This window comes from Caulobacter sp. DWP3-1-3b2 (assembly GCF_049896325.1).
Classification (GTDB): domain Bacteria; phylum Pseudomonadota; class Alphaproteobacteria; order Caulobacterales; family Caulobacteraceae; genus Caulobacter.
Map to the genome: position 1 here is coordinate 1 of NZ_JAFCUB010000023.1, position 25,131 is coordinate 25,131.

25 protein-coding genes, 1 tRNA gene and 1 pseudogene are annotated in these 25,131 nt (G+C 67.1%); 15 read left to right on the forward strand and 12 right to left on the reverse strand.

What is annotated here, in order from left to right; translation table 11 throughout:
* A pseudogene (locus tag ACP7AG_RS14305) lies at positions 1–106 on the forward strand (IS5/IS1182 family transposase); the annotation flags it as partial.
* A gap of 22 nt (positions 107–128) precedes the next feature.
* Here ACP7AG_RS14305 and ACP7AG_RS14310 read toward each other — a convergent pair.
* Positions 129–431 carry a hypothetical protein gene (locus ACP7AG_RS14310; RefSeq protein ID WP_426031633.1) on the reverse strand — a complete coding sequence of 101 codons (303 nt, stop codon included), beginning with the start codon at positions 429–431 and terminating at the stop codon, positions 129–131.
* 115 nt (positions 432–546) lie between these two features.
* On the opposite strand from ACP7AG_RS14310, the gene ACP7AG_RS14315 reads away from it, so the two are divergent.
* The 8 genes from ACP7AG_RS14315 (at position 547) to spt (ending at position 8,791) form a co-directional block, all read left to right on the forward strand.
* Positions 547–1,314, forward strand: a complete 768-nt coding sequence (locus tag ACP7AG_RS14315; RefSeq protein ID WP_426012785.1) for a pseudouridine synthase — start codon at positions 547–549, stop codon at positions 1,312–1,314.
* Between the two features lie 95 nt (positions 1,315–1,409).
* Entirely contained in the window at positions 1,410–2,027 is a 618-nt protein-coding gene (gene lptC, locus ACP7AG_RS14320) for an LPS export ABC transporter periplasmic protein LptC (protein ID WP_426031635.1), read from the forward strand.
* On the forward strand, positions 2,024–3,193 hold the full coding sequence (locus ACP7AG_RS14325) for a glycerophosphotransferase (RefSeq protein WP_426031637.1): 1,170 nt from the start codon (positions 2,024–2,026) through the stop codon (positions 3,191–3,193). Before lptC ends, ACP7AG_RS14325 begins: the two co-directional genes overlap by 4 nt.
* On the forward strand, positions 3,190–4,548 hold the full coding sequence (locus tag ACP7AG_RS14330; RefSeq protein ID WP_426031639.1) for a lipopolysaccharide biosynthesis protein: 1,359 nt from the start codon (positions 3,190–3,192) through the stop codon (positions 4,546–4,548). The genes ACP7AG_RS14325 and ACP7AG_RS14330 overlap by 4 nt, the downstream gene beginning before the upstream one ends.
* A complete protein-coding gene (locus ACP7AG_RS14335) occupies positions 4,548–6,269 on the forward strand; it encodes a fatty acyl-AMP ligase (protein WP_426031641.1) in 1,722 nt (573 codons plus the stop codon). The genes ACP7AG_RS14330 and ACP7AG_RS14335 overlap by 1 nt, the downstream gene beginning before the upstream one ends.
* A 3-nt stretch (positions 6,270–6,272) precedes the next feature.
* Entirely contained in the window at positions 6,273–7,259 is a 987-nt protein-coding gene (locus tag ACP7AG_RS14340) for an NAD-dependent epimerase/dehydratase family protein (protein ID WP_426012793.1), read from the forward strand.
* A 59-nt stretch (positions 7,260–7,318) separates the two neighbouring features.
* The gene (locus ACP7AG_RS14345; RefSeq protein WP_426012795.1) at positions 7,319–7,570 is read left to right on the forward strand and encodes an acyl carrier protein; all 252 of its coding nucleotides are present in this window, start codon (positions 7,319–7,321) and stop codon (positions 7,568–7,570) included.
* A gap of 3 nt (positions 7,571–7,573) precedes the next feature.
* Positions 7,574–8,791 (forward strand): serine palmitoyltransferase, encoded by a 1,218-nt coding sequence (gene spt, locus ACP7AG_RS14350; RefSeq protein ID WP_426031643.1) that lies wholly within the window; start codon positions 7,574–7,576, stop codon positions 8,789–8,791.
* Positions 8,792–9,046: 255 nt separating this feature from the next.
* On the opposite strand, the gene ACP7AG_RS14355 is transcribed toward spt, so the two are convergent.
* The 9 genes from ACP7AG_RS14355 to glmU all read right to left on the reverse strand — a co-directional run bounded on the left by ACP7AG_RS14355 (position 9,047) and on the right by glmU (position 19,071).
* Complete coding sequence (locus tag ACP7AG_RS14355) at positions 9,047–9,913, reverse strand: alpha/beta hydrolase (protein ID WP_426031645.1); 867 nt, start codon at positions 9,911–9,913, stop codon at positions 9,047–9,049.
* 69 nt (positions 9,914–9,982) lie between these two features.
* Positions 9,983–11,773, reverse strand: a complete 1,791-nt coding sequence (locus ACP7AG_RS14360; RefSeq protein WP_426031647.1) for a long-chain-acyl-CoA synthetase — start codon at positions 11,771–11,773, stop codon at positions 9,983–9,985.
* A gap of 46 nt (positions 11,774–11,819) precedes the next feature.
* On the reverse strand, positions 11,820–12,059 hold the full coding sequence (locus ACP7AG_RS14365) for a hypothetical protein (RefSeq protein WP_426031649.1): 240 nt from the start codon (positions 12,057–12,059) through the stop codon (positions 11,820–11,822).
* Positions 12,060–12,214: 155 nt separating this feature from the next.
* Complete coding sequence (locus tag ACP7AG_RS14370) at positions 12,215–12,634, reverse strand: retropepsin-like aspartic protease (protein WP_426031651.1); 420 nt, start codon at positions 12,632–12,634, stop codon at positions 12,215–12,217.
* A gap of 190 nt (positions 12,635–12,824) precedes the next feature.
* Positions 12,825–14,204: a class II 3-deoxy-7-phosphoheptulonate synthase gene (locus ACP7AG_RS14375; protein WP_426012802.1), complete on the reverse strand. Its 1,380-nt coding sequence runs from the start codon at positions 14,202–14,204 to the stop codon at positions 12,825–12,827.
* Positions 14,205–14,288: 84 nt separating this feature from the next.
* On the reverse strand, positions 14,289–15,548 hold the full coding sequence (locus tag ACP7AG_RS14380) for an O-antigen ligase family protein (RefSeq protein ID WP_426031653.1): 1,260 nt from the start codon (positions 15,546–15,548) through the stop codon (positions 14,289–14,291).
* Complete coding sequence (gene gor, locus ACP7AG_RS14385) at positions 15,545–16,939, reverse strand: glutathione-disulfide reductase (protein ID WP_426012806.1); 1,395 nt, start codon at positions 16,937–16,939, stop codon at positions 15,545–15,547. The genes ACP7AG_RS14380 and gor overlap by 4 nt, the downstream gene beginning before the upstream one ends.
* 66 nt (positions 16,940–17,005) lie before the next feature.
* A complete protein-coding gene (gene rpiA / locus ACP7AG_RS14390) occupies positions 17,006–17,686 on the reverse strand; it encodes a ribose-5-phosphate isomerase RpiA (RefSeq protein WP_426031655.1) in 681 nt (226 codons plus the stop codon).
* Entirely contained in the window at positions 17,683–19,071 is a 1,389-nt protein-coding gene (glmU, locus tag ACP7AG_RS14395; protein ID WP_426031657.1) for a bifunctional UDP-N-acetylglucosamine diphosphorylase/glucosamine-1-phosphate N-acetyltransferase GlmU, read from the reverse strand. The genes rpiA and glmU overlap by 4 nt, the downstream gene beginning before the upstream one ends.
* A gap of 69 nt (positions 19,072–19,140) precedes the next feature.
* On the opposite strand from glmU, the gene gph reads away from it, so the two are divergent.
* The 4 genes from gph (at position 19,141) to ACP7AG_RS14415 (ending at position 21,424) form a co-directional block, all read left to right on the forward strand.
* Positions 19,141–19,872, forward strand: a complete 732-nt coding sequence (gene gph, locus ACP7AG_RS14400) for a phosphoglycolate phosphatase (RefSeq protein ID WP_426012812.1) — start codon at positions 19,141–19,143, stop codon at positions 19,870–19,872.
* Between the two features lie 45 nt (positions 19,873–19,917).
* Positions 19,918–19,992, forward strand: a tRNA-Val gene (locus ACP7AG_RS14405).
* 348 nt (positions 19,993–20,340) lie between these two features.
* Positions 20,341–20,751, forward strand: coding sequence for a GreA/GreB family elongation factor (locus ACP7AG_RS14410; RefSeq protein ID WP_426012814.1), 411 nt, complete (start codon positions 20,341–20,343; stop codon positions 20,749–20,751).
* Between the two features lie 85 nt (positions 20,752–20,836).
* Positions 20,837–21,424 carry a sigma-70 family RNA polymerase sigma factor gene (locus ACP7AG_RS14415; RefSeq protein ID WP_426012815.1) on the forward strand — a complete coding sequence of 196 codons (588 nt, stop codon included), beginning with the start codon at positions 20,837–20,839 and terminating at the stop codon, positions 21,422–21,424.
* 229 nt (positions 21,425–21,653) lie between these two features.
* Here the strand turns inward: ACP7AG_RS14415 and ACP7AG_RS14420 are convergent, their stop codons facing one another.
* Both ACP7AG_RS14420 and ACP7AG_RS14425 read right to left on the reverse strand, forming a co-directional pair.
* Positions 21,654–22,049, reverse strand: coding sequence for a hypothetical protein (locus tag ACP7AG_RS14420; protein WP_426031659.1), 396 nt, complete (start codon positions 22,047–22,049; stop codon positions 21,654–21,656).
* Positions 22,050–22,129: 80 nt separating this feature from the next.
* On the reverse strand, positions 22,130–22,855 hold the full coding sequence (locus ACP7AG_RS14425) for a glutathione S-transferase family protein (protein ID WP_426012819.1): 726 nt from the start codon (positions 22,853–22,855) through the stop codon (positions 22,130–22,132).
* A 122-nt stretch (positions 22,856–22,977) separates the two neighbouring features.
* Here ACP7AG_RS14425 and ACP7AG_RS14430 point away from each other — a divergent pair, with 122 nt between their 5' ends.
* Together ACP7AG_RS14430 and ACP7AG_RS14435 are read left to right on the forward strand one after the other, a co-directional pair.
* Positions 22,978–23,694, forward strand: coding sequence for a helix-turn-helix transcriptional regulator (locus ACP7AG_RS14430; RefSeq protein WP_426012820.1), 717 nt, complete (start codon positions 22,978–22,980; stop codon positions 23,692–23,694).
* Between the two features lie 152 nt (positions 23,695–23,846).
* Positions 23,847–24,944 carry an HNH endonuclease gene (locus ACP7AG_RS14435; protein WP_426031661.1) on the forward strand — a complete coding sequence of 366 codons (1,098 nt, stop codon included), beginning with the start codon at positions 23,847–23,849 and terminating at the stop codon, positions 24,942–24,944.
* Positions 24,945–25,131 lie beyond the last annotated feature (187 nt).

Sequence of the window (25,131 nt, forward strand, 5' to 3'; positions counted from 1 at the left end):
CAGGCTCAAAGACTGGCGGCGCGTCGCAACCCGCTACGACAAACTCGCCGCCATCTTCGCCAGCGCCGTCTTCATCGCCGCAATCATCATCTGGTGGGCTCAATGAGTCTGGACCCTAGGGCGGGGCCCTATTCCTTGTTCAGTCCACCGCCCAAGGTCGGTCCCATGCCGTCGGCATAGCCGCCGAACGCATTATGGTTTCGCTCGAGCGACGCCTTTTCCAGCCGGGCTCTCAGATCCGCGTCCAGCGTCAGTTCGGCCGTGCAAACGGGGTCGTCCTCGTCGAGCGGATCATCAACGATCGAGGCCGCCAGGACCTGCAGCAAACGCTGCCCGAACCGGGCGTCCTCCGGGGTGTCCTTGACGGGGGGGCTGGCCATGAACTCCATAACCTCAGTCAGGGCGGTCTCGTTGGCGACGCGGTCGGTCATCGGGGTGCTCCAAGTCAGATTTCACGGTCCCTGAAACGGCCAAGGTCCCATGGCGGTTGCCCAGACCCGCCTCGCGGCCCTAGACAGGCCCGCTCACTCCTCTGGACGCCCCGCCATGGCCTGGACCCGCCTCTATGACGAAGCCGAGCCGCAGCGCGTCAACCGCTGGCTGGCCCAAAACGGTGTTTGTTCGCGCCGCGAGGCCGAGGCGCTGATCAGCCAGGGCCTGGTGTCGATCGACGGCCTGCGAGTCGACGACGTTGGCCGCAAGATCGAGCCGGGCCAGACCCTGGTGCTGTCCGACCGCGCCCAGGCGCAGCTGGAAGGCGCCCTGACGGTGATGATCCACAAGCCGATCGGCATCGTCTCGGCCCAGCCCGACACCGGCCAGGTTCCAGCCGTCCGCCTGCTGACCCGCGAGGCGCTGTACGGCCAGAGCCCCGTGATCCCCGGCTTCGACAACAAGCTGGCTCCGGTGGGACGCCTGGACATGGATTCGCGCGGCCTGCTGATCCTCTCCGAGGACGGGGTGGTGGCCAAGGCGGTGATCGGCCCGGCCTCCGAGCTCGAAAAGGAATATCTGGTCTGGGTCGATGGCTGGATCACCGACGAAAAACTCGCCCTGTTGCGGCACGGGCTTGAGCTGGACGAGCGCGCCCTGCGCCCGGCCGGGGTCGAGGTGGTGGGCCGCCAGCAGCTCAAGTTCATCCTGACCGAAGGCCGCAACCGCCAGATCCGCCGGATGTGCGAGCTGGTCGAGCTGGTCGTCGTCGATCTGCTGCGGATCCGCATCGGCGATCTGCTGCTGGGCGACCTGCCCGAGGGCCGCTGGCGGCCGCTGAGCACGGAGGAACGCACCAGCCTGATCGCCTCCGGACGTTGACCCCCGGCCCGGCGAAAGGCAGGGTCGGATTCCCGCTTTGGGGATCGCGCCGGGAGGCTTAATCCGGTGATCCGTCGCTTACAGTTCGTACAGTCATGATCGCCCTCACCCCCGCCGCCGCCCATCCGATCCGCAAGAAGAACCGCAACCGCCACCGCCCGTCGGTGCGGGCCTTGCGCCTGCTCCTGCCGGTCATCGCCATCGGCGTGGCCGTGACCATCGTCGGCCAGGGCACGATCCGCGCCCTGGCGGCCAAGGACGCGCCCGTCGCCTCGGGCGCGTCGCTGCGCATGGACAATCCCCGCTTCACAGGCGCGATGAAGGACGGCCGCGCCTTCCTGATCACCGCCAGTTCGGCCACGCGCGATCCGGCCAATCCCGACCAGGTGTTTCTCAAGACCCCTCAGCTGACGCGCGGCTACGGCTCCGACGCCCCTACCCACGTCGCGTCCAAGGACGGCGTCTATAAGGAGGAGAAGGGCTTGCTGCTGCTGACCGGCGACGTCAAGATCGACAATGGCCAGGGCTATCAGTTCGCCTCGCAGAAGGCCCTGATCGACACCCGCACCGGCGACCTGGTCGGCGGCGCCGCGGTGCAGGGCCTGGGCCCGAACAACAGCGCCGTCCAGGCCGACAGCTATTCGGCCAGCGACAAGGGCGACCGGGTAATCTTCAAGGGCCGGGTGCGCACGCGCATCACACCGCAAAAGTGATCCAGACCGACGCCAAGGCGAACGGCGCCAGGCCCCGGGTCTGTTTCCTGTTCATCGCCCAGACCCACCAGATTCTGCACAGCCTGCCGATCGCTGTCGCTCTGGCGCGCGGCTGGCCGGACGTCGAGGTCGAGATCGCCGCCACCACGGCCGAGCACCTGGACTATGTGCGTGGTTTGCTGGCCCAGCTTGGCGGCGCGCCGATCACCTCGCGTTTGCTACCGCCAAGCTGGCTGCGGAACCTGCGGCTAAAGGGCGCCTCGACCCCGCCCAAGGCCCTGATGCTGGCCGCCAACGCCCAGCGCTTGGGCCGCTACGACGCCGTCGTCACGCCCGAGCGCACCACCGCCCTGCTGCGCAAGCTCGGGGTCAAGGACTGCAAGCTGGTCTACACCCAGCACGGCGCCGGCGATCGCGGCGGGCCGTTCGAGCCGCGCCTGAAGGCCTTCGACCTGGTCATGGCCGCCGGACCCAAGCAGTACGACCGGATGATCGCCGAGGGCTGGGTGACGCCCCAGACCTGCGCCATGGTCGGTTATCCCAAGTTCGACATCATCGACGCCCTGCCCGGCTCGCCGCTGCCGGTGTTCGCCCAGGCCAGGCCGGTGGTGCTGTACAACCCCCATTTCCATCCCACCCTGGGTTCGTGGCCGCGCTGGGGTCGGCAGGTGCTTGAGGCCTTCGCGGCGGACGACCGTTACAATCTGATCTTCGCCCCCCATATCCGCCTCTTCGACGGCGCGGATCCGCGGACGGTGGAGGCTCTGGCCTCGTTCGTCGATCATCCGCGCATCCATCTGGACCTTGGGGGGCCCGCCGCGATCGACATGACCTATACCCGCGCGGCCGACCTCTATCTGGGCGACGTCTCCAGCCAGGTCTACGAGTTCCTGCGCACGCCCAAGCCGTGCCTGTTCCTCAATGCCTCGGACGCCGCCTGGCAGGGCGATGAGAGCTTTCATCACTGGCTCTATGGTCCGGTGCTGAACAGCGTCGAGGGCCTGGTTGACGCGATCGCTTCAGCGCGGCGCGGCCACGGCGCCTATAGCGACGTCCAGGTGCGAGGCTTTGCTGAAAGCTTCGACCTGCAGGAAACGCCCTCCTCGGTCCGCGCCGCCCGCGCGATCGTCGAGCGGCTGCCGATGTCGAGCCGCCACGGACGATGACCCAGGACTCTCGTGTTCTGAAGCGGGTCCTGGCCAATGCCGGCACCCTGCTCGGCGGGCGCACCGTCAACGCCTTGGTCGGACTGGCCTATATCGCCCTGACCGCGCGCGGCCTTGGCGCGGTTCAACTGGGCATGCTGGTGCTGATCAACGCCTTCGCCCAGTTCCTCGGCGACGTCGCCAAGTTCCAGTCTTGGCAGACCGTGCTGCAGTACGGGACCGGGCCGTTGCTGCAAGGTGATCGATCCCGCTTCCAGCAAGTCCTGCGGTTCACGCTGCTGCTCGACCTGATCGGCGCCGCCGTTGGCGTGAGTCTGGGCGTCAGCGGCGCGTTGCTGCTGGGCGGAGCCCTGGGCTGGCCGCGCGAGCTGGCGCCGGCCGCTGCGCTCTACGCCCTATCGATCGCCATGATGACCTCGGCCACCGCCGTCGGCCTGCTGCGCCTGTTCGACCGCTTCCGCTTCCTGGCCGCCGAGCAGGCGGTCAGTTCGGCGGTGCGCCTGGTCGGCTGCGCCGTGGCCTTCGCGCTGCACGCGCCGATCGGCGGGTTCCTGGCCGCCTGGGCGGCGGGGACGGTGACCTCGTTCCTGTATGTGATTGGCGTGGCCTGGTGGGACCTGGCGCGGCGCAAGCTGCTGGACGGGTTCACCTTCCGGGGACCGCTCAGCGAGGGCCTGCCCGGCGCCTGGCGCTTTGCCTGGGCGACCAATTTCAACGGCAGCCTGGACACCGCCTTCACCCAGGTGATCACCCTGGTGGTCGGGGCGGTGCTGGGCCCGGCCCAGGCGGCGCTGTGGCGGGTTGGCCGACAGGTGGCCGACGGCATGGCCAAACCCGCCAAGCTGCTGGTGCCGGCGCTCTATCCTGAACTGGCCAAGTTGCGGGCCACGGGCGGCGAGACGGCCATGCGCAGGCTGGCCGGCCAGATCGCGCTGATGGGCAGCGCGGTGGCCGGGGCCCTGCTGCTGGTCACTGCCCTGTTCGGCGAGCCTCTCCTGGCGCTGGTGATGGGCAAGCCGTTCGCCGCCGCCGCCGGGATCATGACCTGGCAGGTCGCCGCCGCCGCCATCGGCCTGCTAGCCCTGCCGCTGGAGCCGATGCTGGTCTCGCTGAACCAGGCGGGGGCCGCCTTGCGGGTCCGCGTGGTGGTCTGCGCCCTCTATCTGCTGGCCCTCGTGCCTCTGATCAAGAACCTCGGCCTGAGTGGGGCCGGGGCGGCGTTGGTGGCCGCTGCCGCCGCCATGGCGCTGGGCATGTTCCTCACTCTGCGGCAAAGCTTGGGCCGGATGTCCGCCGCGCCAGGCGATGAACAAACTTGCGCCGATGACAAAAACGGCGCCAAAGGCGTGCCCTGATGATGACTCCGACGTCCCCTTCGCGAACCGTTCGCCTCGCCGACTTCCCCACCCTGACCGCCGCTCTCGACTTCGCGGCGAGCGGTGAGACGGGGGTCAACCTCTATTCCCTGCGCGGCGAACTGGTCGAGGCCCTGCCCTACGCCACCCTGCGCGAGCAGGCTCTGGACCTGGCTGGACGGCTGCTGGCCAGTGGCGCAAAGCCCGGCGACAGCGTGGGACTGATCGCCGACACCGAGGGCGATTTCGTACGCGCCTTCTTCGCCTGCCAATATGCGGGCCTGGCCCCCGCGCCCCTGCCGATGCCCGCGCCGCTGGGCGGCCGCGAGGCCTATGTCGAGCAGATCGCCCGCATGCTGACTACGGCACGCGCCAAGCGGCTGATCGGTCCGTCAGGCATGAAGGACTGGGTAGCCGAGATCGCCGCCAAGACCCCGCTCGACTTCGCCGGCGCGCTGGCCGACCTGCCCGAGGCGCCCCCTTCCCAAGAGGGCGGGGCCGCGCTGCCCGATATCCTGCCGGCCGCCACCTGCTACCTACAGTTCTCGTCGGGCAGCACGCGCTTTCCGACCGGCGTGTTGGTCACCCACCGGGCCTTGATGGCCAACGCCGTGGCCATCACCCGCGACGGCCTGCAGGTGAAGCCCCACGACCGCGCCGTGTCGTGGCTGCCGCTCTATCACGACATGGGGCTGATCGGCTTTCTACTCAGCCCCATGACCAGCCAGATGTCGGTCGATCTGCTGCCGACTGGAGCCTTCGTCCGCCGGCCTCTGCTGTGGCTGGATTTGATTACCAAGAACGGCGGCACCATCTCCTACAGCCCGACCTTCGGCTACGAACTGTGCGCGCGCCGCGCGGAGGTGGCCTCGATCGAGCACCTGGACCTGTCGGGCTGGCGCAGCGCCGGCCTGGGCGGCGACATGATCCGCACCGGCCCTTTGAAGGCCTTCGCCGAGCGCTTCGCCGCCGTCGGCTTCTCGGACAAGGCCTATGTGGCCAGCTACGGCATGGCCGAGGCGACCCTCGCCCTGTCGATGGCTCCTCTGGGCGGCGGCCTCAGGGTGGAGCGCCTGGATGTCGAGCGGCTGGAACGCGAGAACCTAGCCGTCACCAATGACGACGCCGAACGCTCGCGCGACTTCGCCCGCAACGGTCCCGCCCTGCCCGGCCACGAGCTGGAAGTGCGTGACGAGACCGGCGTGGTGCTGCCCGAGCGCGGCGTCGGCCGTATCTATGCGCGCGGCCCCAGCCTGATGCGGGAATATTTCGAGCAGCCGGAGGAGACAGCCCGCGTCCTATCGACCGACGGCTGGCTGGACACCGGCGACATAGGCTTCCTGATCGACGGCGAGATCGTCATCACCGGGCGCGGCAAGGACCTGATCATCCTCAACGGCCGCAACATCTGGCCGCAGGACCTGGAATGGACCGCCGAGGCCGAGGTCGAGAGCCTGCGCAGCGGCGACGTGGCGGCCTTCTCCGTGCCCGGCGACGGCGAAGAGACGGTGGTGGTGCTCGTCCAGGCGCGGGGCGGCGACGCAGACACCCGCGCGGCCCTGATCGACAAGGTCACCGGCGTCCTGCGCCTGCGCCACAGCGTCGAGACCCAGGTTCAACTGGTCGGCGCCCATGCCCTGCCCCAGACCTCGTCCGGCAAGCTGAGCCGCTCCAAGGCCCGCGCCGCCTATCTGGCCGGCGCCTACGGCGGGAGCGGCTGAAAGATGGACCCTACGCCCGTCAGGGGGCTCGTTGCCGTCACCGGCGCCACGGGCTTTCTTGGCCGGCGCGTGGTCACCGCCCTGGCGGCCGACGGCTGGACCGTGCGGGTGTTGGCCCGCCGCGACATCGCCGACCCCGCCTGGACCGACCTTGAACCACAGCTGGTGATCGGCGACCTGGCCGACGCGCCAGCCCTCGCGGCGCTGTGCGACGGGGCCAAGGTCGTTGTCCACGTGGCCGGCCTGATCAAGGCCCCCTCCCGCGCGGCGTTCGACCGGGCCAATGTCGATGGCGCGCGGCGCGTCGCGGGGGCGGCCAAGGCGGCCGGCGCGCGACTGATCCTGGTGTCCAGCCTGGCGGCGCGCGAGCCTCACCTGTCGGACTATGCCGGCAGCAAGCGCGGCGGCGAGGACGCGGCGCGCGAGGCGTTCGGCGACGCCCTGACCATCGTCCGCCCGCCCGCCATCTACGGCCCCAGCGACATGGAGACGTTGAGGCTGTTCGAAATGGCGTCGCGAAGCGCCTTCCTGCCCGTACTCGACCCCGCGGCGCGGATGGCCTGGATCCATGTCGACGACGCCGCCGCGCGTTTCGCCCATCTGGTCAAATTGCCGCGTCCTGGCCTGCTCAGCTTGTCCGACGACCGTCTTGGCGGGTATGGCTGGATCGAACTCATGCAGACCGCTTCCAAGGCGGTCGGCACGTCGCCCCGATTGATCCGTATTCCCGCCTGGGTGATCAAGTCTTTGGCGAATTTCTCAAAATGGGTCTCGATCGCCACCGGGAGCGACTCAATCTTCACCCCCGGCAAGGCCCGGGAGTTGCTTCACGGGGATTGGGCCCTATCTAGCAACGATCCGATTCCGGACTTTCCCCCGGTGCGTTACGCTCTGGCGGAGGGATTCGCGCACAGCGTGCGGTGGTATCGCTCCAAGGGTTGGTTGAAGGATAAAAAAGCTCAGAAGTCGCCGAATACGGCGATTTTCTGACAGGACGGCTGTTACAATTCGGTTATGTAGGTTTTTGGTCGGGGATATCGGCGCGTTCGATGGAAGCAGTTACGGATCTCACTTTGCGTGAAATTGGCTTGGCGACGGGCAAGGTGCTCGGACGTTCGGTCGAGGTGACGAACGTTACCCATATCGGCCGCGATCTGGCCGTCGATTCCTTGGCCTTGATGAACATCATCATGGAGCTCGAAGACACCTTCGACATCTCCATTCCTCTGGATCGCCTGGGTTCGGTCGAAACGGCCGGAGACTTGGCGGACCTGATCAAAGACCTTCGGAATAGGGCCTGAGCAATGGGGCTTTTCGACAAGCACATCGCATATCGCGACGCCTACAACGCCATCCGGCTAGCGGGCGCCGATCCCTTCAGCGTGCGCTTCGACGCCGTCACCTCGCCCACCGAGGGCGTGATCAACGGCAAACGCACCATTCTACTGGGGACGAACAACTATCTGGGCCTGACCTTCGACGCCGAGGCGATCGCATCTTCCGTCAAGGCCGTGCAGGAACGTGGCACCGGCACCACCGGTTCCCGCATCGCCAACGGCAGTTTCGAGGCCCATGTCGAGCTCGAGACGGCGCTGGCCAAGTTCTACAAGCGCAAGCACGCCATGGTGTTCACCACCGGCTACCAGGCCAATCTGGGCGTGCTGTCCACCTTGGTGGGCCGGGGCGACCATCTGATCCTCGACGCCGACAGCCACGCCTCGATCTATGACGGCGCGCGCCTGGGCCATGCCGAGGTCATCCGCTTCCGCCACAACGACCCCGAAGACCTGTACAAGCGCCTGCGCCGCATGAAGGACGTGCCCGGCGAGCGCCTGATCGTGGTCGAGGGTATCTATTCAATGATCGGCGACATCGCGCCGCTCAAGGAAATCGCCGCCGTGAAGCGCGAGCTGGGCGGCTATTTGCTGGTCGACGAGGCCCACTCGATGGGCGTGCTCGGCGAGCACGGCCGCGGCCTGGCCGAACTGGCCGGCGTGGAAGACGACGTCGATTTCGTGGTCGGCACCTTCTCCAAGAGCCTGGGCGCCATCGGCGGATTTTGCGTGTCCGACATGGACGACTTCGACGTCATGCGCGTCACCTGCCGTCCCTACATGTTCACCGCTTCGTTGCCCCCGGCTGTGGTCAGCTCGACGATCACCGCCCTGCGCCGCCTGGAAGAACAGCCCGAGCTGCGCCACAAGCTGATGGCCAACGCTCTCCGCCTGTATGACGGCTTGAGCGGCCTGGGCTACATGACCGGACCGACCTCCAGCCCGATCGTGGCGATCACCATGCCGAATGTCGAAAGCGCGATCGGCATGTGGAACGCCTTGCTGCAGAGCGGGGTCTATCTGAACCTAGCCCTGCCGCCCGCCACCCCGGACAGTCGCCCGCTGCTGCGCACCAGCGTCAGCGCCGCCCACACCGACGAGCAGATCGACCAGGTTCTGGCGGCGTTCAAGCACGTCGGCACGGCCATGGGCCTTATCGAGAGCCCGCTGAAGCGCGTCTCGGCCTAGTTTTCTCGAGTTCAGGGGGCAGCAGCTCGGCGCCGGGCCCTCACCCCTTTTCCGTCTCCCCGGCGAAGGCCGGGGCCCAGGTGAAACCCACGAGCCGCTCCGGCTGAATCTGGGTCCCCTGAGTTCACAAACGAAGTGCAACACTCTCTGACCGAGGTGTTGCGATGGGACAAGCCTATGATCACCTCACGTTTGAGGAGCGGTGCACTTCAAGTGTGAATCCACATCCCGGCGTTCGCCGGGATGAACGGAATTTTACGACACCCGTGCTTTCAAAAACCCCACCATCTCCGCCAGCACCGGCGCCTTGCCGCGCAAGGGCTTGGAGAGGGCCAGCACCGTGTCGGCGTGATTCAGCCCCGCATAGTGACGCTCCTCCACCGCCACGCCCTTGGCCCGAAGACCGGCGGCCAAAGCCACGGTGTTGCGCGGCTTGACGGTGGTGTCGGCGTCGCCGGTGGCCAGGAAGGCCGGCGGCGATCCGGCCTTGGCGTAGCGCGCCGGCTGGGTGGCGGGCAGGTCGCGGGCCTCGCCGAAGGTCTGCCGGGTGATCGGCCCGTCCAGCGGCAGAAAGTCGTAGGGACCAGACAGGCCAGCGAGCGCCTTCACGACCTTGGGATCGACGCCGGCGGTCTTCAGGTAGCGGTCATCGAGCGCCAGCATGGCGGCGATATAGGCGCCGGCCGAATGGCCGACCAGCACGAGCCGGTCCGGATCGCCGCCCAGCCCCCGGGCATGCTCGATGGCCCAGCGCACGGCCAAGGCCCCGTCCGCGATGAAGCTGGGATAGCGCACGGCCGGATAGAGCCGATAGTCAGGCACGATCGTCAGGAAGCCCTGGGCCGCCAGGGCCCGGCCCACCCAGCCGTAGTCCTGCCGACGTCCGGAATCCCAGGAACCGCCATAGAAGAACACCGCCACCGGGGCCGGGGCCGTCTCGCGCTTGGGCGCATAGACATCCAGCACCTGTCGCTCCAGGGTCCCATAGGCGGCGCCGTGCTCGCTGAGCTTGGCGGCGTCCTTGGGTGTGAAGGTGGCGAACAGCGACAGCGGCGAACAGGCCGAGGCCATGGACCCCGCCAGCGCGATCAGCCCGGCTCTCCGCGTCATCGATCCGACCATGCCCCGCTCCACCTCATGCGCCCCATGCCCACGCCTCTCAAGATACGGCGTTGCACGGAGCCCGGACGCCTACAGCCGGTAACCGCCCGCCAGAATCTTGGCGTGGACCGTCTTGGTCAGCTTCACATAGCCCTTGGCCTGATCGCGGAAATAGAGCGGATCCTTGGTGTTGGCGGGATCGAAGCCCTCCTTGACCAGGTCCATTTTGCGATATTTGAAGGTGCCGGTGGTCTCGATCTCGGGCTGCAGGCGCACGAAGATCGGACGGGCATAGGCCGGCATCTCGCGATCGACATAGTCGGCCAGGGCGTTGATGTCGAACTCCGGCCCGACTACCAGGGCGGCCATGCCGGCCTTGCCGTCCAGGTCGCCGACCGGCACGCCATAGACATTGACCTCCTTGACGCCCTCGACGCCGGACAGGCGCTCGGAGACCTCGCTGGTGGCGACGTTCTCGCCCTTCCAGCGGAAGGTGTCGCCGATCCGGTCGATGAAATAGAGGTAGCCGTCGCTGTCGCCGCGCATCAGGTCGCCGGTGCGGAACCAGGCGTCGCCCTTCTGGAAGGCGTCGTGCAGGATCTTCTTCTCGGTGGCGGCCTTGTCGGCGTAGCCGGTGAAGTTGGAGCGGGCGTCGCTGGCGATGTGGCCGATGCACTCGCCGATCTCGCCGGGCGCCGCCTCGATGCAGCAGCCGTCGGAGCCGCGCACCGGCATCTCGGTCTCGACGTCGAACTTGACGATGCGGATGTTGAACTTGCTGCGCAGATATTTCGGGATCCGGCCGATCGCCCCGCGCCGGCCGTCGAAGTTGAACAGCGAGACGTTGCCCTCGGTCGCGCCATAGAACTCCAGCACGCCACCCACCTTGAAGCGGTCGAGCATGGTGTCCCAGACGTCGGGGCGCAGGCCATTGCCGAAGATCAGCCGGATCTTGTGGGCCCGCTCGTTGGGGCTTTCGGGGTGGTTGGCCAGATAGCGGCACAGCTCGCCGATATAGACGAACATCGTGCAGCGCTCGTTGACGCAGTCGTCCCAGAACTGGCTGGCTGAAAACTTCTTGCGCAGCAGCACGCTGCCGCCGTTCAGCAGGGCCGCGCCCATGGCGCAGAGGCCGCCGGTGGCGTGATACAGCGGCAGGGTGACGTAGATGCGGTCGGTGGCGCGGGCGTCGGTCGAGCCCGCGAAGCCGCGCATATAGAGTTGAGCGCGCATGTGGGTGATGCGCGCGGCCTTGGGCAGACCCGTGGTGCCGCTGGTGAAGATGTAGAGGGCTGTGTCCTTGGCGGTGATGCCGTTGCGCGCCGTCAGGCGGTCTGGGCGTAGATGGCTGCAGCTCTTCAGGGCGTTGACCAGGTCGCGCTGGTCGCCGTGCGCCGGTCCCATCACCCACTGCTGGACGTGGCGGTCCAGCGCCCCCTTCGCCTGTTCGAAACAGGGCGAGGTCTCGGCGTCGACGATGCAGTGCAGGGCCTGGGAGATGTTCAGGCAGTGGGCCAGGGCGGGCCCGGTCAACTGGTTGTTGATCAGGGCGGTGGCGACCCCGACCTTGGACAGGCCATACCAGATGGCCAGATATTCCAGCCGGTTGGGCATGAACAGCGCCACGGTGGCGCCGCGCGTGATCCCCTGGTCCTTGGCCCAGTGGGCATAGCGGTTGGCGATGGCGTCCAGCTCGCCGTAGTTCACGGTCTTGCCTTCGAAGGTGATGGCCGGGCTGCCCGACCACTTGTCGACGGCGGCTTCCAGGTCATCGCAGATCAGGTTGCCGCTGTCGGGAGCGATGGACTTCACGCGCTTGAGGGTCCGCGTAAGCCCTTTCAGGAACCGCAGTTCACGCTTCAACCTGGCCGGCAAACTCATCGACGCACTCCGTTCAAACAACCATTGGAGAGCGGCGAGCGACCGGTCAAGACATGGCCGAGTCCACCGATGACCGCGACAGTTGAAAATGGACAGCGCCCCGCCGATAGTCGAGCAAAACGGTCTCGAAGATGCTCAAAACGTCCATGCCCAGCAGCAGGGCGGGCCGGGCGGAAGTCCCCCAATAATCGAAGGTATGAACCGGGCCAAAGACCACGGGCAGGTTGATCAGGCTGATCGGATCCAGCTTCAGACGCTTGAGCGCGGCCAAGCGACCGTCCGGCATTTGTCCCGTCAGGCTGGCCAGTTGGGTTTCGGTCCAGGCGCTGGTGACGCCCCGTCGCTAAATGGCGATGTCCATCAAAGCCCCGTTGCCGACCGTGGTGGTGGAGCCTGTGTCCAGGGAGGCAAGGGTCGGGACCCCGGCGGCCAGGGCCTCGATCAAGGCCAACCCGCGGAGACGCAGCTTTGTGGGCGCCGTGACGCTGAGCTCATCGGTCTTGGGCAGGCTGGCCCGACGTGCAGCTGCTTGCCCGCCACGTCCAGTGTCAGCCCCCGCTCGCCCAGCCAGTCCATGCCCAACAGGCCCGGCGCATTGAGATAGCGTTCCGGAAGGACCGACAGGTTCAGATGCCTGCGCTCGCGGCGGCTCACCCGGATGGTGTCGAGCGCCACGGTGCGCACCCTCTGGGCGCCGGCTATGCCGTGCAGGCTGACGTCCGGCCCTCGCGGCAGGGCCAGGCTGTCGGCCAGCACGGCGGGAATGACCGACACGCCGGCGCCGGTGTCGCCTAGGAAGGGATAGGGTCCCTGGCCATTCAGGAAGACCTGCACCGTCAACCGGCGCGCACCACCCAGCACGCGGGTCGGCGCGCTCGACGGCGGCGTGGGCGCCTGCTGATCAGCCTAGCCAACGCCAGGCGCGGCAAGGGCGGCGAGCGCCGCCGCAGTGTGGCGCCGGGATATCGAGACGTTAGCCATGGCGTCGCCTCCTTCTTGGAAGGACGCCTATACCCGCGAACCACCCATGGCCAAGACTAAGGTAATGCCGTTATCCCGTCGCCAGGCGTCGCTGATCCTCGCGCGCCGACTTCAGCTTTTCGGCCACCAGGAAGGCCAGTTCCAAGGCCTGCTCGCCGTTCAGCCGAGGGTCGCAATGGGTGTGGTAGCGGTCGGCGAGATCGCCCTCCGACACCGCCCGCGCGCCGCCGATGCACTCGGTGACGTTCTGACCAGTCATTTCCAGATGCACGCCGCCGGGGTGAACGCCCTCGGCGTTGGCGATCTCGACGAACGACTTCACCTCGGCCAGGATTCGGTCGAACGGCCGGGTCTTGTAGCCGGTCGAGGCCTTCAGCGTGTTGCCGTGCATCGGGTCGGTGGCCCAGACGACAGAACGGCCGGCCGCCTTGGTGGCCCTCATCAGGCGCGGCAGGCGGTCGGCGATCTTGTCCGAGCCAAAGCGGCCGTACAGGGTCAGTCGGCCAGGCTCATTATGCGGGTTGAGCACGTCGATCAGCCGCAGCAGGTCGTCGCCCTCCATGGTCGGACCGCACTTCAGGCCGATCGGGTTCTTGACGCCCTTCATGAACTCGATGTGGGCGCCGTCCAGCTGGCGGGTGCGCTCGCCGATCCACAGCAGGTGGGCGCTGGTGTCGTACCAGTCGCCCGAGGTGCTATCGACGCGAGTCATGGCTTCCTCGAAGCCCAGCAGCAGGGCCTCGTGGCTGGTGAAGAACTCCACCTGATGCATACCCGGATGGCTTTCGGGCGTGACCCCGATCGCGGCCATGAAGGTCAGGCTCTCGCTGATCTTGTCCGACAGCTCGCGGTAGCGCGCACCCTGCGGGCTGTCGCCCACGAAGCCCAGGGTCCAGCGGTGGATGTTGTGCAGGTCGGCATAACCGCCGCTGGCGAAGGCGCGCAGCAGGTTCAGGGTCGCGGCCGACTGGCCATAGGCCTTTAGCAGGCGGTCCGGATCGGGGATGCGCTCGGCGGCCGTGAAGTCCATGCCATTGATGTTGTCGCCGCGATAGGACGGCAGGGTGACGCCGTCGATCGTCTCGATCGGTTCCGAGCGTGGCTTGGCGAACTGGCCGGCGATGCGCCCAACCTTCACCACGGGCTTGCCGCCGGCGAAGGTCAGCACCACCGCCATCTGCAGGATCAGGCGGAAGGTGTCGCGGATGTTGTCTGCGTGGAATTCCTTGAAGCTCTCGGCGCAGTCGCCGCCCTGCAGCAGGAAGGCGCGGCCCTCGGCCACGTCGCCCAGCAGGCTCTTCAAGCGGCGCGCTTCACCGGCGAAGACCAGCGGCGGCATCTGGCGCAGGGTCTGTTCCACGCGATCGACCGCACCCATGTCCGGGTAGTCGGTCGGGACGTGTTTCGCAGGCATGGCTCTCCACGACGACGGGGTCCAACGGCTGGTCATGACGGTCTCGAACTTCTCAAAAGGGAGCGGCTTCTATCCTGGCCGCGCGGCAAAAGCAAAATTATTGCGACGAAACCCCGTTATTTAGCCCAATGGGGTAAGTTTAACCAAATTCTCGCCATCCGGTCGGCTGCCGAACCGCATCAGGCCGCAGGCGATCAGGGTCAAGGCGCCCAGGGCGAGCCACCATTCCTGCCAGACCCCGAAGCTTAAGGCCCCGATCACCAGATAGCTGACCAAGGCCCCGGCCGCCGCTGCAGCCTCGCCCCGCGAGCGCTCGGCGGTCCGTACGACAGCGTAGGCCAACCAGCAGAAGAACACCCCCGCCAGGGCCGCGCCGATCGCCCCCAGCTCCAGCCACAACTGAAGTTGGGCGTTGTGAGTGTGCAGCGGAATGGCAGCGCCGAAGGTGCGGCTGGCGTCCAGGCCCCAGCCGCGAAACGGATGGGTCTGGATGTGGTCGGCGGCGAAGGTCCAGATGTTGAGCCGGGCGTCCCAGGAAGCCGGAACCAGTTTGTGCAGCCAGGCGATCACGCCGGTCTCCACCCCGACCAGCACGGCAAGGGGCGCGACAACGAACGGCAGGGCCACCAGGCCGACCAGGACCCGTGGTCCCAGCGCGCCGCCATAACGCACCATCAGCCAGGCCACGGAGCCCAGAACCAGCGCGACTAGGCAGGCGTCGGAACTGACGATCTTGGAGGCCACCAAGGTTGCGGCGACCAGCACCCAGATCGCGCGCGGGGCGTTGCGCCGCCACAGGATCAACGTCACCGGCCAGATCAGCAGGGCCAGGGCGTAGGTGGCGGTCGAGACCTTGACCAGGGCCAGGTCGGCGCGGATCGGAACTCCGGTGAGTTGGCGAAACTGCTGATAGATCGTCGCGCCGGCGAAGGCGTCGATCACCACCAGCAGGGCCAGGGCGGTCATGCCATAGGCCAGGATCATGCCGGCCCGCTCGGCCGACCTTTCCGAAAGGCCCCGCAGCGCGACCACGGCCGCGCCGTAGCTGGCCAGTTGCAACAGCAGCTTCAGGGCGGTCAGGGCCTCGATGTCGTCATAGTCCTTCAGCGTCGAAGGATCGATCGCCGCCGGGCTCCAGATCATGCTGGTCGCCGCCCAGAGGGCCAGAGCCACCAGGATCAGCAGAGGCGGGGCGGCGGCGCGGGTCAGCCTCAGGCCCGGCAGGCAAAGAAGGCCGGCCAGCGCCATCAGCGGCGCGAAACCCAGCGGCCCCAGATAGGCCAGCAGTGACGTCATCACGACCACGAAGATCGCCACGCCGCCCAGCCAAGGCGTGGGCCGCTCCGAGGCGCCGCCGACGATCGAGGCCTGTCTGATCATGTGCCGCCCATTTCCGACGGCATGTACTTCTCGCGCATCGTCACCAGCTCCTCGGCCAGGGTGGGGTGGACCGCGCAGGTCGAGTCCCACTGCGCCTTGGTGACACCCATCTTCACGGCGATCGCCGCCATCTGGATGATCTCCGGCGCGTCCGGGCTCACCACGTGTACGCCCACCACCCTCTGGTCGTCCTGCTTGACCACCAGCTTGAACAAACAGCGCTCCTGGCCGCCATAGAAGGTCACCTTCATCGGGCGGAACACGGCGCGATAGATGTCGACCTTGCCGAAGGCGTGGCGGGCCTGCGCCTCCGTCATGCCCACCGTCCCGACGGGGGGTTGCGAGAATACCGCCGAGGCGACCATGTCGTGGTCGAAGCTCGTCGGATTGTCGTGGAATTCGGTCTGGGCGAAGGCCGCGCCCTCGCGGATCGCCACCGGCGTCAGGTTGATGCGATCGGTCACGTCGCCGACGGCCCAGATGTTCTCGGCCGTGGTCTTGGAGAAGTCATCGACGACGATCGCCCCGCGTTCGTTAAGCGTCAAGCCGACCTTCTCCAGGCCCAGCCCCTCGACATAGGGGTCGCGGCCGGTGGCGAACATCACCACGTCGGTCTCGAAGGTCAGGTCGTTGCTGAGCGTGCTGACCAGGCCGGCTTCGGTCTTCTCTATCTTCTGGTGGTCACAGCCCAGCACCACCTTGATCCCGCGCTTCTCCAGCTCGTCGGCCAGGTGCGAGCGCACGTCGTCGTCGAAGCCGCGCAGCACATTGGCGCCGCGATAGAGCAGTGTCGTCTCCACGCCCAGGCCGTTGAAGATCGAGGCGAACTCCACGGCGATATAGCCACCGCCCACCACCATCACCCGCTTGGGCAGTTCGGCCAGGTGGAAGGCCTCGTCCGAGGTGATGCCCAGGTCAGCGCCCGGGAAGTCCGGACGCCAGGGCCTGCCGCCGGTGGCGATCAGGATCTTGTGGGCGGTATAGCGGCCGGCGTCCTCGGAGCCATCCTTGGGCAGCACCTCGACGGTGTGGGCGTCGACGATCAGGGCCCGGCCGTGCAGCAGGTGCGCGCCGGCCTTCTGCAGATTGGTGACATAGATCCCCGACAGCCGGGCGATCTCGACGTCCTTGTCCTGCAGGAAGGTCTTCCAGTCGAACTTGGCGCCCTCAATGGTCCAGCCATAGCCCTTGGCGGTCTTCAGCTGGCTGGTGACCTCGCTGGCATAGACCATGAACTTCTTGGGCACGCATCCGCGGATCACGCAGGTGCCGCCGACCCGGTATTCCTCGGCCACGGCCACCTTGGCGCCGCTCATCGCCGCCACCCGCGCGGCCCGCACCCCGCCCGAACCGGCGCCGATGACAAAGAGGTCGAAGTCGTACTCAGCCATGACAGGCTCCGGGGTGCGTTCAGATCAGGGCGGCCTCGGCGAGACCGGAAGACGGCGGATATGGGTCTAGGGGACCAGCTTGACCACCCCTTGGTCGGTTCCCAGCAGGGCCTCGTCGGCCAGGTCGAGGAACAGGCCATGATCGACGACGCCGGTCACGGTCTTCAGGGCGCCGGCCAGGGCCGCCGGCTCGGCGATCACGCCGGGCTGCATGTCGTAGATCACATTGCCGCCGTCGGTGACCACCACGCCGCGATCGGCCATCCGCAGGCGCGGCGGCAACAGGTCGAACTCGGCGGCGATGTCGGCCAGGCGCTGGCCAGTATGGAGGTGCCCAAAGCGCACCACCTCGATCGGCAGCGGGAACCGGCCCAGGGTCTTCACGTGTTTGGCGGCGTCGGCGATGACCACGCAGCGCTTGGACGCCTCCCAGACCAGCTTCTCGCGCAGCAGAGCCGCGCCGCCGCCCTTGATCAGGCTGAGGCCAGGACCGATCTCGTCGGCGCCATCGACGGTCAGGTCGATGCTCTTGACATCGTCCAGCGCCACCAGGGCTATGCCGAGCTCGCGGGCCAGGCTGGCGGTGGCTTCCGAGGTCGGCACGCAGCGGACGTCCAGCTTGCGCGCCGCCAGGGCTTTCACGAACCAGACCGCCGTCGAGCCGGTGCCCAGGCCCACCACCATGCCGCTGTCGACGAGCTGCGCCGCCGCCTCGCCCGAAATCCGCTTCTGATCTTCGGCGCTCATGCTTTCCCCCTCTTGGCCAGTTTCAGGGCCCGGAACCTGTCCGCCCAGCCCGGCTTGTCGCTCTGCGGCGCGCGGGCGACGGCCAGGGCGCCGGCCGCGACGTCGCGGGTGATCACCGAGCCGGAGCCCGTCATTGCCCCGTCGCCGACCCTTACGGGCGCCACGAGCGCTGTGTTGGAGCCGATGAAGGCCCCCTCGCCGACATGGGTCTCGAACTTTTCGAAGCCGTCATAGTTACAGAAGATCGTGCCGGCCCCGATATTGGCCTTCGCCCCGATCGAACCGTCGCCCAGATAGCTCAGGTGATTGGCCTTCGCGCCAGCCCCGACCTTGACCTTCTTGACCTCGACGAAATTGCCGATGTGGGCTTCCGGGCCGATCTCCGCGCCAGGCCGCAAGCGAGCATAGGGACCGATCAAGGCTCCCTCCCCCACGGCCGCGCCCTCGACATGGCTGAACGCCTTGATCACCGCGCCGCTCGCGACGCTGACGCCGGGACCGAACACCACGAAGGGCTCGACCGTGACGCCGGCCGCAAGCCTGGTGTCCCAGCTCAGATGCACCGTATCGGGCGCCGGCATGGTCACGCCCTCGACCAGCAGGGCTTGGCGGCGCGCCGCTTGCCAGACCGCCTCGGCGGCGGCCAGCTCGGCCTGGGAGTTGACGCCCTGCACGGCCGGTTCGGGCGCGAAGGCGGCGCGGGTGGCCAACTCCCGCTCATGGGCCAGGCCGACCACGTCGGTCAGGTAGTATTCGCCCTTGGCGTTGTCGTTGCCGACCTGGGCCAACAGGTCGAAGAGTGTGGCGCGGTCGGCCGCCAGGACGCCGGAATTGCAGTGCTTGACCTGTTTGACGGTTTCGTCGGCGTCCTTCTCCTCGACGATGCGCAGCAGCACATGGCCGGGGGCCATGATCAACCGCCCGTAGCCGACGGGATTGGCGGCCTCGAAGCCCAGCACCGCGACGTCGGCGCCTCCCCCACGCGAAGAACCGCCGCGCAGAGCGAACAGCGGCTCCACCACTGCGGCGGTCAGCAGCGGGCAGTCGGCATAGGTCACCACCACGTCGCCGTCGAAATCGGCCAGGGCGTCTCGCGCGGCCAGCACGGCGTGGCCGGTTCCCAGCGGCGGGTCCTGCAGAACGGTCGCGCCCTCGCCCAGGCGCTGGCGGACATGCTCGCCGACCGCCGGGCTGTGGACGCCGACCACCACGACGATCCGCTCACAGCCGAGGGTTTGGGCGGTGTCGATGGCGTGGTCCAGCAAGGTTCTTCCGCCGATCCGGTGCAGCACCTTGGGGGTCGGCGACTTCATCCGCGTGCCCTGGCCGGCGGCGAGAATGACGGCGGCGCGCGGGCGCACTGGAGGCGAAACGGCGTTGGTCATGGGCGAAGCGACTCCGAAAGCGCGGACCAAAGTTGCATTAGCCGCGCGTTTAGCCGAAAGGCCAGAGCCATGCATGCCCAGAACGACATTCTAACGACTGACGTTCTGCGCGGCGCGACGATCGCCTTCGACCTCGACGGCACCTTGGTCGACACCGCCCCCGACCTCGTCGCCTCGCTGAACATCATCCTTGGCGAAGAGGGCCTGCCGCCCCTGCCCTTCGACGACGTGCGCAAGATGGTCGGGCGCGGGGCCAAGGCCCTATTGGAACGCGGTTTCGCCGCCGCCGGCGCGCCGCTGGACGCCGAGAGCGCGCCCGCCCTGGTCGAGCGCTTCATCGCCCTCTATTTGGGCCGGATCGCCCAGGAGAGCACGCCCTTTCCGGGCATGGTCGAGACCCTGGTGTCGTTGCGCACGGTCGGCGCCAGGCTGGCGGTCTGCACCAACAAGCTGACCCACCTGTCGATCGCCCTGCTCGACGCCCTGGACCTGACCCAATATTTCGACGCCGTGGTCGGGGCCGACCACGCCCCCGCCCCCAAGCCCGACCCGCGTCACGTGCTGGCGACGATCGCTGCGGTCGGCGGCGATCCGGCCCGCGCCGTGATGGTCGGCGACAGCATCAACGACGTGCTTTCGGCCAAGGCGGCCGGCGTGCCGACCCTGCTGGTGTCGTTCGGCTATACCGAAGCCCCGGTCGAAACCCTAGGCGGAGATCTGTTGATACACGCCTTCTCCGAGGTCCAGGAGGCCTGCGTCCGGCTTTTGACCTCTTGCGGTCGGGGAACGACCGGGCTATAGGCCCGTCCCTCTCGCGGCGAGGACTTCAAACCTCACCGACACGGCGGATGCTTAGCTCAGCGGGAGAGCACCTCGTTCACACCGAGGGGGTCGTAGGTTCAATCCCTACAGCATCCACCAACCCTTCCACCTTCTGCCTCTGAACGCCAGTCGGCGGGCCCAGCCCGATTTGACATCGGCGGTCAGGCTCCCCATCTACCAGTCATCCTGTGGGCTTCGCGATCCTTTCGCACCCCGCCGGCCGCCTGATCGCAGGCCTCTGATCCCCAAAGCTCGCGCACCGCGCAAACCACGGCTTCGGCGACCCAGAATAAGCGGGATATCCGTTTTCCGGATCCACCCGCCTTTCCTCAGAGCTCCGCGTCGCACCAGACGCTCGCGCCATAGGGCGCGCGCTCACCGAGCCTCCGCATCTGCGCGACCTGAACGTCGCCGGCCGAGGCTCAAGCCACACTCCAGAAAGCCAATATGACTATCCTTTCAACTCAAACCTTCTCCACCCATGCCCTGCCCACGATCTACGTGACGCAGGCCGACCACGAGATCCTCACCAACCTGGCCGACGCCAACGGCGGTCGCGCCCTGGGCGGCCGCGTGCTGGCCGGCGAAATGGACCGCGCCCTTATCGTTGAACCCGGGCAAGCACCCCGCCCTTTTGCCGGCATCGGCTCGACCGTCCATTACCAAGACCTGACCAGCGGCCAGGACCGCACGGTGCGCCTTAGCCTGCCGCGCGACGCCAGCATCGACAACCATCGCGTCTCGGTGGTCGCCCCGGTCGGCGCTGCGCTGATCGGCATGACCGCCGGCGAGACCTTCCGCTGGACCGATGACGAGGGCCGAACGCGCGGCATCCGGGTGCTGGCCGTCGACAACTGATTGTCGTTCGATCGCCACTAAATTTTCAATCAAGCGGAGCCATTCGCCGCCGGCCGCGTTTATCAACAGAACGGGGACCTAAGCCATGACTGATCAAACTTCGACCAAGCTGACCTTCGAGCGCGAGCTCGTCGCCCTGATCCCTCACCTGCGCGCCTTTGGCCGCTCGCTGTGCGGCAACGCCACCCACGGCGACGACTTGGCCCAGGACGCCCTGGCCAAGGCGCTGGCGTCGCGCGACTCCTATACGCCGGGCACCAACCTGAAGGCCTGGACCTTCATGATCCTGCGCAACGTCTTCTATTCCGAGAAGCGCCGTTCGTGGCGCTCGTGCTCGCTTGATCCGGAAGTGGCCGAGCGCACCCTGATCTCGGTGTCCAACCCGACCGCCGCGCTGGAGCTAGACGAACTGCGTCGCGCCTTGGACATGCTGCCTGCCGACCAGCGCGAGGCCCTGATCCTGATCGGCGCCGCAGGCATGTCGTATGAAGAAGTCAGCGACATCACCGGCGCGGCCCTGGGCACGATCAAGAGCCGGGTCAGCCGGGCCCGCGATCGCCTGGCCCTGATCTTCGCCGAGGGCGCGATCACCGAGGACCACCTACCGGCCCACACCGCCATGGCCGCGATTTTCCAGCGCATCGACACCTACCGCATGGCCCGCGCGGCTTAGACACCTTCAAGCCGGCCCATCAGAATGGCCGCCTGCCCCGTCCGGGACGGGCGGCCTTCTTGATTCCGGGGTGCGTCCCGCCACGGCGCCTCAACTTCCACTCATCCCGGCGAAAGCCGGGACCCAAACTGAGCGGGCCGTCTGGCACAGCGCAACCACCAGACTCGGCTTGGGTCCCGGCTTTCGCCGGGATGAAGAGAATTTGGGATGGCCTCCACCCCGCCAACCCTTACTGCGAAGCCGGATCCCAGGCCGCCACCTTGTAGCCGTTCTCACCCAGGCACTTGTCCATCGCCATCTTGTGGGCGTTGTCCTGGGCCATGCGCGCGGCCTTGGACCCGCCCTTGGCCTTGTCATAGGGCACCTTGAGGATCAGGCCGGTCTGGCCGGGCTCGGCGTCGCGCGCGGTGGCGCTGGACCGCGAGATCGGGAAGCTGTCCGTCTTGCCGGCCCGCACCTGATCGCGGCAGGCGGCGAAGGTGGTGGCGAAGGCCTTCTCGTCGGAGGCCTTGGTTTCCAGGCGCGGCGAATAACCCATGCCGCCGCCGCCCATCATCGAACAGGCCCCCAGCGACGTCACGCAAGCGATCGCCGAGGCGGCGACCAAGATCTTGCTACGCTTCATGTTTTCCACTCCGCAAACCGGGCGACCGGCTCGCCCGAGCTTGAGGAGCGCGCGTCTCAAGGTTCCGGTTCCCCGGCGCCTCAAGCCGCCTTGCAGACCTGCGGCGCGAACTCGGGGTAATATCCGGCCATCATCCGCTCGGCATAGGCCACCAGGTTGGGGAAGCCCTCGGCCCGGCGACGGATGGGCGAGTCGAAGAACGGCGTCAGGATCTGGGCCAGCATGGCGAAGACGATGGCGTCGACGCTGGTCGGCCGATGGCCCATCAAGAACGACTTGTTCCCCAAGGTTTCCGACAGGGCGGTCAGCGACCAGGCGGCCAGCTCGACCATCTCGTCGGGCGAATGGCGGCCCATGCCCACGGCGTTGAGATTGCTCCGCACGGCGCCCAGCAAGCCGTCAATCGCGTCGGCCCGCGCCTCGCCCGGCATGCCGTCGAACCAATGGGCCGGGCCCTTGGCGAAGTTGTCGTCGTCGGAGAACCGGAAATGGCAGTTGGCCCAGCCCAGGTGGTTCTCGACCATCCGCTCGATCGCCCAGGCATGGGCGCGCTGGGCCTTAGTGAGGCCGGCGTCCAGATCGACCCCGTAGCTGCGCTCGAGATAGGCGCGGATGAAGGTCGAATCGGCCACCTTGACGCCGTCGTCGTCGATCCACGGCAGCTGGCCCTTGGGCGAGGTTTCGGGCCGGGCCGGAACTTTTTCGTACCAGAGGCCCGCCATCTTCAGGTGGATCTCGGTCTTGGTGACATAGGGGCTGCCCTCGGGAAGACCGTAGGCGGGGCCGGTGGCGTAGAGCGTGATCATCTCGGTATCCCCTGATCCTGCGCCCCACCCATTGTCCCTGGAAGGCGCCGTGTTGCGACATTCAGACGCTACCGCCATGCTGCTGCCAGCATGCTGTCAGCATCGACGGATAGGGTGGACCCATGAGACGCGCCGAACGCCTTTTCCAGATCATCCAGATCCTCCGCCGCAACCGGCAGCCGGTGACCGCCGACGCCATGGCGGCCGAGCTGGAGACCTCCAAACGCAGCGTTTATCGCGATATCGCCGCCCTGGTCGGTCAGAGGGCGCCCATTCGCGGCGAAGCGGGCGTCGGCTATGTGCTGGAGGCCGGGTACGACATGCCGCCCCTGATGCTGACTCCCGACGAGATCGAGGCCGCCGTGCTGGGCGCCCAGTGGGTCGCCAGCCGCGGCGACCCCGTTCTGGCCACCGCCGCCCGCGACCTGATCGCCAAGATCGCCTCCGCCGTGCCCGAGGAGCTACGGCCCTATGTGTTGACCCCCGCCACGGGGACCGGCACGAACTGGAAGGCCCTGCCGGACGGCATCGACATCGCCCAGACCCGCGCCTGGATCCATGCCGGCCGCAAGATCCGCCTCGACTATCGCGATGTGGAGGGCGCCGTCAGCCAGCGGGTGATCTGGCCGGTGACGGTGGGGTATCTGGACACCGTGCGGCTGCTGATCGGCTGGTGCGAGCTGCGCGGCGATTTCCGGAATTTCCGGACGGACCGGATCGAGGGGGCCGAGTTCCTGGACGAGAAGCATGGGCAGCGGGCCGGGGTGCTGAGGGCGCGGTGGCAGAGAGCGCTGGAGGAGGAGCGAGCGCGATGGGTTGAGAAGGGGTGCGGGGGTTAGAGGCAAAGCGCCGGGCTTGTACAGAGTCTGCAAGACGGACGGAGCGCTATGGGTATTTTTCGACGCACTTGGACTTTGCTATTTCGAGTAAGTAAAATTGTTCGCCTGAGGGTGAGACAATATGCGAGCAACCGAAAATGAGAACTTGCCTGATGGAGCCACCCGTCGAAGCAGATCAAGCCGCCAGTCTTCTCGACGCGGCGGCGGATGCAGTGCTTAACGAACAAATGGTGAAGGCGGCCGACTTGCTGCTGCAAGCCGACATCCGAACGCTTCACGCCTACGCCGCCTTCGTGATGCTTCCAACAGCGGAACTTTTGGGATTTAAGAAACACGCCCGTCAGGCTCGGCACGAAGTGCATCTGCAGCATCCAGGGCTGCGAATGCCGACCGGTGTGGACGCTGAAGCTATTTTCAAGCGAGATGGTTTCCGATGTCGCTATTGCAGTTGCCGAGTGGTCAGGCCGGGGGTGCGGTCACTGCTGACAGCCCTATTCCCCGATATCGTCCGTTGGCCCAGCGGAAAGGGAGGCGATCGAGCTAAGCACGCAGCGTTTTACGCCCTGAACGGCGTTCTCGACCATGTACAGCCCTATGCCCGAGGTGGCGACAGTTCGACGGAGAACATCGTCACAGCCTGCTGGCCTTGTAACTTCGGAAAAGAAGATCACACGATAGAGGAACTTTGCTTGTCCGACCCTCGGCTGAGAACCCCAGTTGTGGACGACTGGGACGGGCTGGCGCGACTGGTGCGCAACCGCCGCAAGCCCGCCGGAACAGTGGCCAAGCTGCAGACATTTCCGCAGTGGAGTACGCGCCCGGACATTGAGGGGTGGCTGACGTCGATGAACTCTGAAACGTCTCTGGGCGTGATCGAGGCGCTGCGAGATTTGCTTGTTTCGCTGAGAAAAATTTCGTCCGTCAGCTTGTCGATCGGGCAAAACCTAACCGTCAACATTGTCTGCGGCGGCAAATCCTTGGGCGTACTTGGTCTAAGCTTAGCGGGCGATGTCGATGTGCCCTGGCTTATCAGCGGTGAGAAAGACTGGTTCAAGCCCTTCGCGAAGAGCCTCGCTGACGCCGTTCCCGAAGCCGTATTCTACGAGACGCCCAGAATGTGGCGCGTAGACGGCTGCGGTACTGCGAGAGGGCAGATCACCGTCGATGAGCTCGTCGGCGCTGCAGCAGTCGTTCTCGCTGGCGTCGAGCAACTCGCTGGAAAGCAAACCCGCCCTCTTGGGCAGCCGTAAATGGTAGCCTTCCAGCGTTACCGAACTCTCAAGACGCCCGCTTCCAGCGAACCGCAGCATCTTCACCGGGGGCGGCTGCGCCTTGAACCCTTGGTGGATGGGAGCTCTGGCGTGGGTGCCCGGGCAGGGAGGGCCCCAGGGGCGCCCCCGCCGCGGGGGGGGGGGGGGGGGGGCGTGTGGAGGTGGG

Coding starts and splice junctions, on each gene's coding strand:
- ACP7AG_RS14310 (WP_426031633.1), bottom strand. CDS start 431: ATGACCGACCGCGTCGCCAACGAGACCGCCCTGACTGAGGTTATGGAG.
- ACP7AG_RS14315 (WP_426012785.1), top strand. CDS start 547: ATGGCCTGGACCCGCCTCTATGACGAAGCCGAGCCGCAGCGCGTCAAC.
- lptC (WP_426031635.1), top strand. CDS start 1,410: ATGATCGCCCTCACCCCCGCCGCCGCCCATCCGATCCGCAAGAAGAAC.
- ACP7AG_RS14330 (WP_426031639.1), top strand. CDS start 3,190: ATGACCCAGGACTCTCGTGTTCTGAAGCGGGTCCTGGCCAATGCCGGC.
- ACP7AG_RS14335 (WP_426031641.1), top strand. CDS start 4,548: ATGATGACTCCGACGTCCCCTTCGCGAACCGTTCGCCTCGCCGACTTC.
- ACP7AG_RS14340 (WP_426012793.1), top strand. CDS start 6,273: ATGGACCCTACGCCCGTCAGGGGGCTCGTTGCCGTCACCGGCGCCACG.
- ACP7AG_RS14345 (WP_426012795.1), top strand. CDS start 7,319: ATGGAAGCAGTTACGGATCTCACTTTGCGTGAAATTGGCTTGGCGACG.
- spt (WP_426031643.1), top strand. CDS start 7,574: ATGGGGCTTTTCGACAAGCACATCGCATATCGCGACGCCTACAACGCC.
- ACP7AG_RS14355 (WP_426031645.1), bottom strand. CDS start 9,913: ATGGTCGGATCGATGACGCGGAGAGCCGGGCTGATCGCGCTGGCGGGG.
- ACP7AG_RS14360 (WP_426031647.1), bottom strand. CDS start 11,773: ATGAGTTTGCCGGCCAGGTTGAAGCGTGAACTGCGGTTCCTGAAAGGG.
- ACP7AG_RS14365 (WP_426031649.1), bottom strand. CDS start 12,059: ATGCCGGACGGTCGCTTGGCCGCGCTCAAGCGTCTGAAGCTGGATCCG.
- ACP7AG_RS14375 (WP_426012802.1), bottom strand. CDS start 14,204: ATGACCAGCCGTTGGACCCCGTCGTCGTGGAGAGCCATGCCTGCGAAA.
- ACP7AG_RS14380 (WP_426031653.1), bottom strand. CDS start 15,548: ATGATCAGACAGGCCTCGATCGTCGGCGGCGCCTCGGAGCGGCCCACG.
- gor (WP_426012806.1), bottom strand. CDS start 16,939: ATGGCTGAGTACGACTTCGACCTCTTTGTCATCGGCGCCGGTTCGGGC.
- rpiA (WP_426031655.1), bottom strand. CDS start 17,686: ATGAGCGCCGAAGATCAGAAGCGGATTTCGGGCGAGGCGGCGGCGCAG.
- glmU (WP_426031657.1), bottom strand. CDS start 19,071: ATGACCAACGCCGTTTCGCCTCCAGTGCGCCCGCGCGCCGCCGTCATT.
- gph (WP_426012812.1), top strand. CDS start 19,141: ATGCATGCCCAGAACGACATTCTAACGACTGACGTTCTGCGCGGCGCG.
- ACP7AG_RS14410 (WP_426012814.1), top strand. CDS start 20,341: ATGACTATCCTTTCAACTCAAACCTTCTCCACCCATGCCCTGCCCACG.
- ACP7AG_RS14415 (WP_426012815.1), top strand. CDS start 20,837: ATGACTGATCAAACTTCGACCAAGCTGACCTTCGAGCGCGAGCTCGTC.
- ACP7AG_RS14420 (WP_426031659.1), bottom strand. CDS start 22,049: ATGAAGCGTAGCAAGATCTTGGTCGCCGCCTCGGCGATCGCTTGCGTG.
- ACP7AG_RS14425 (WP_426012819.1), bottom strand. CDS start 22,855: ATGATCACGCTCTACGCCACCGGCCCCGCCTACGGTCTTCCCGAGGGC.
- ACP7AG_RS14430 (WP_426012820.1), top strand. CDS start 22,978: ATGAGACGCGCCGAACGCCTTTTCCAGATCATCCAGATCCTCCGCCGC.
- ACP7AG_RS14435 (WP_426031661.1), top strand. CDS start 23,847: ATGGAGCCACCCGTCGAAGCAGATCAAGCCGCCAGTCTTCTCGACGCG.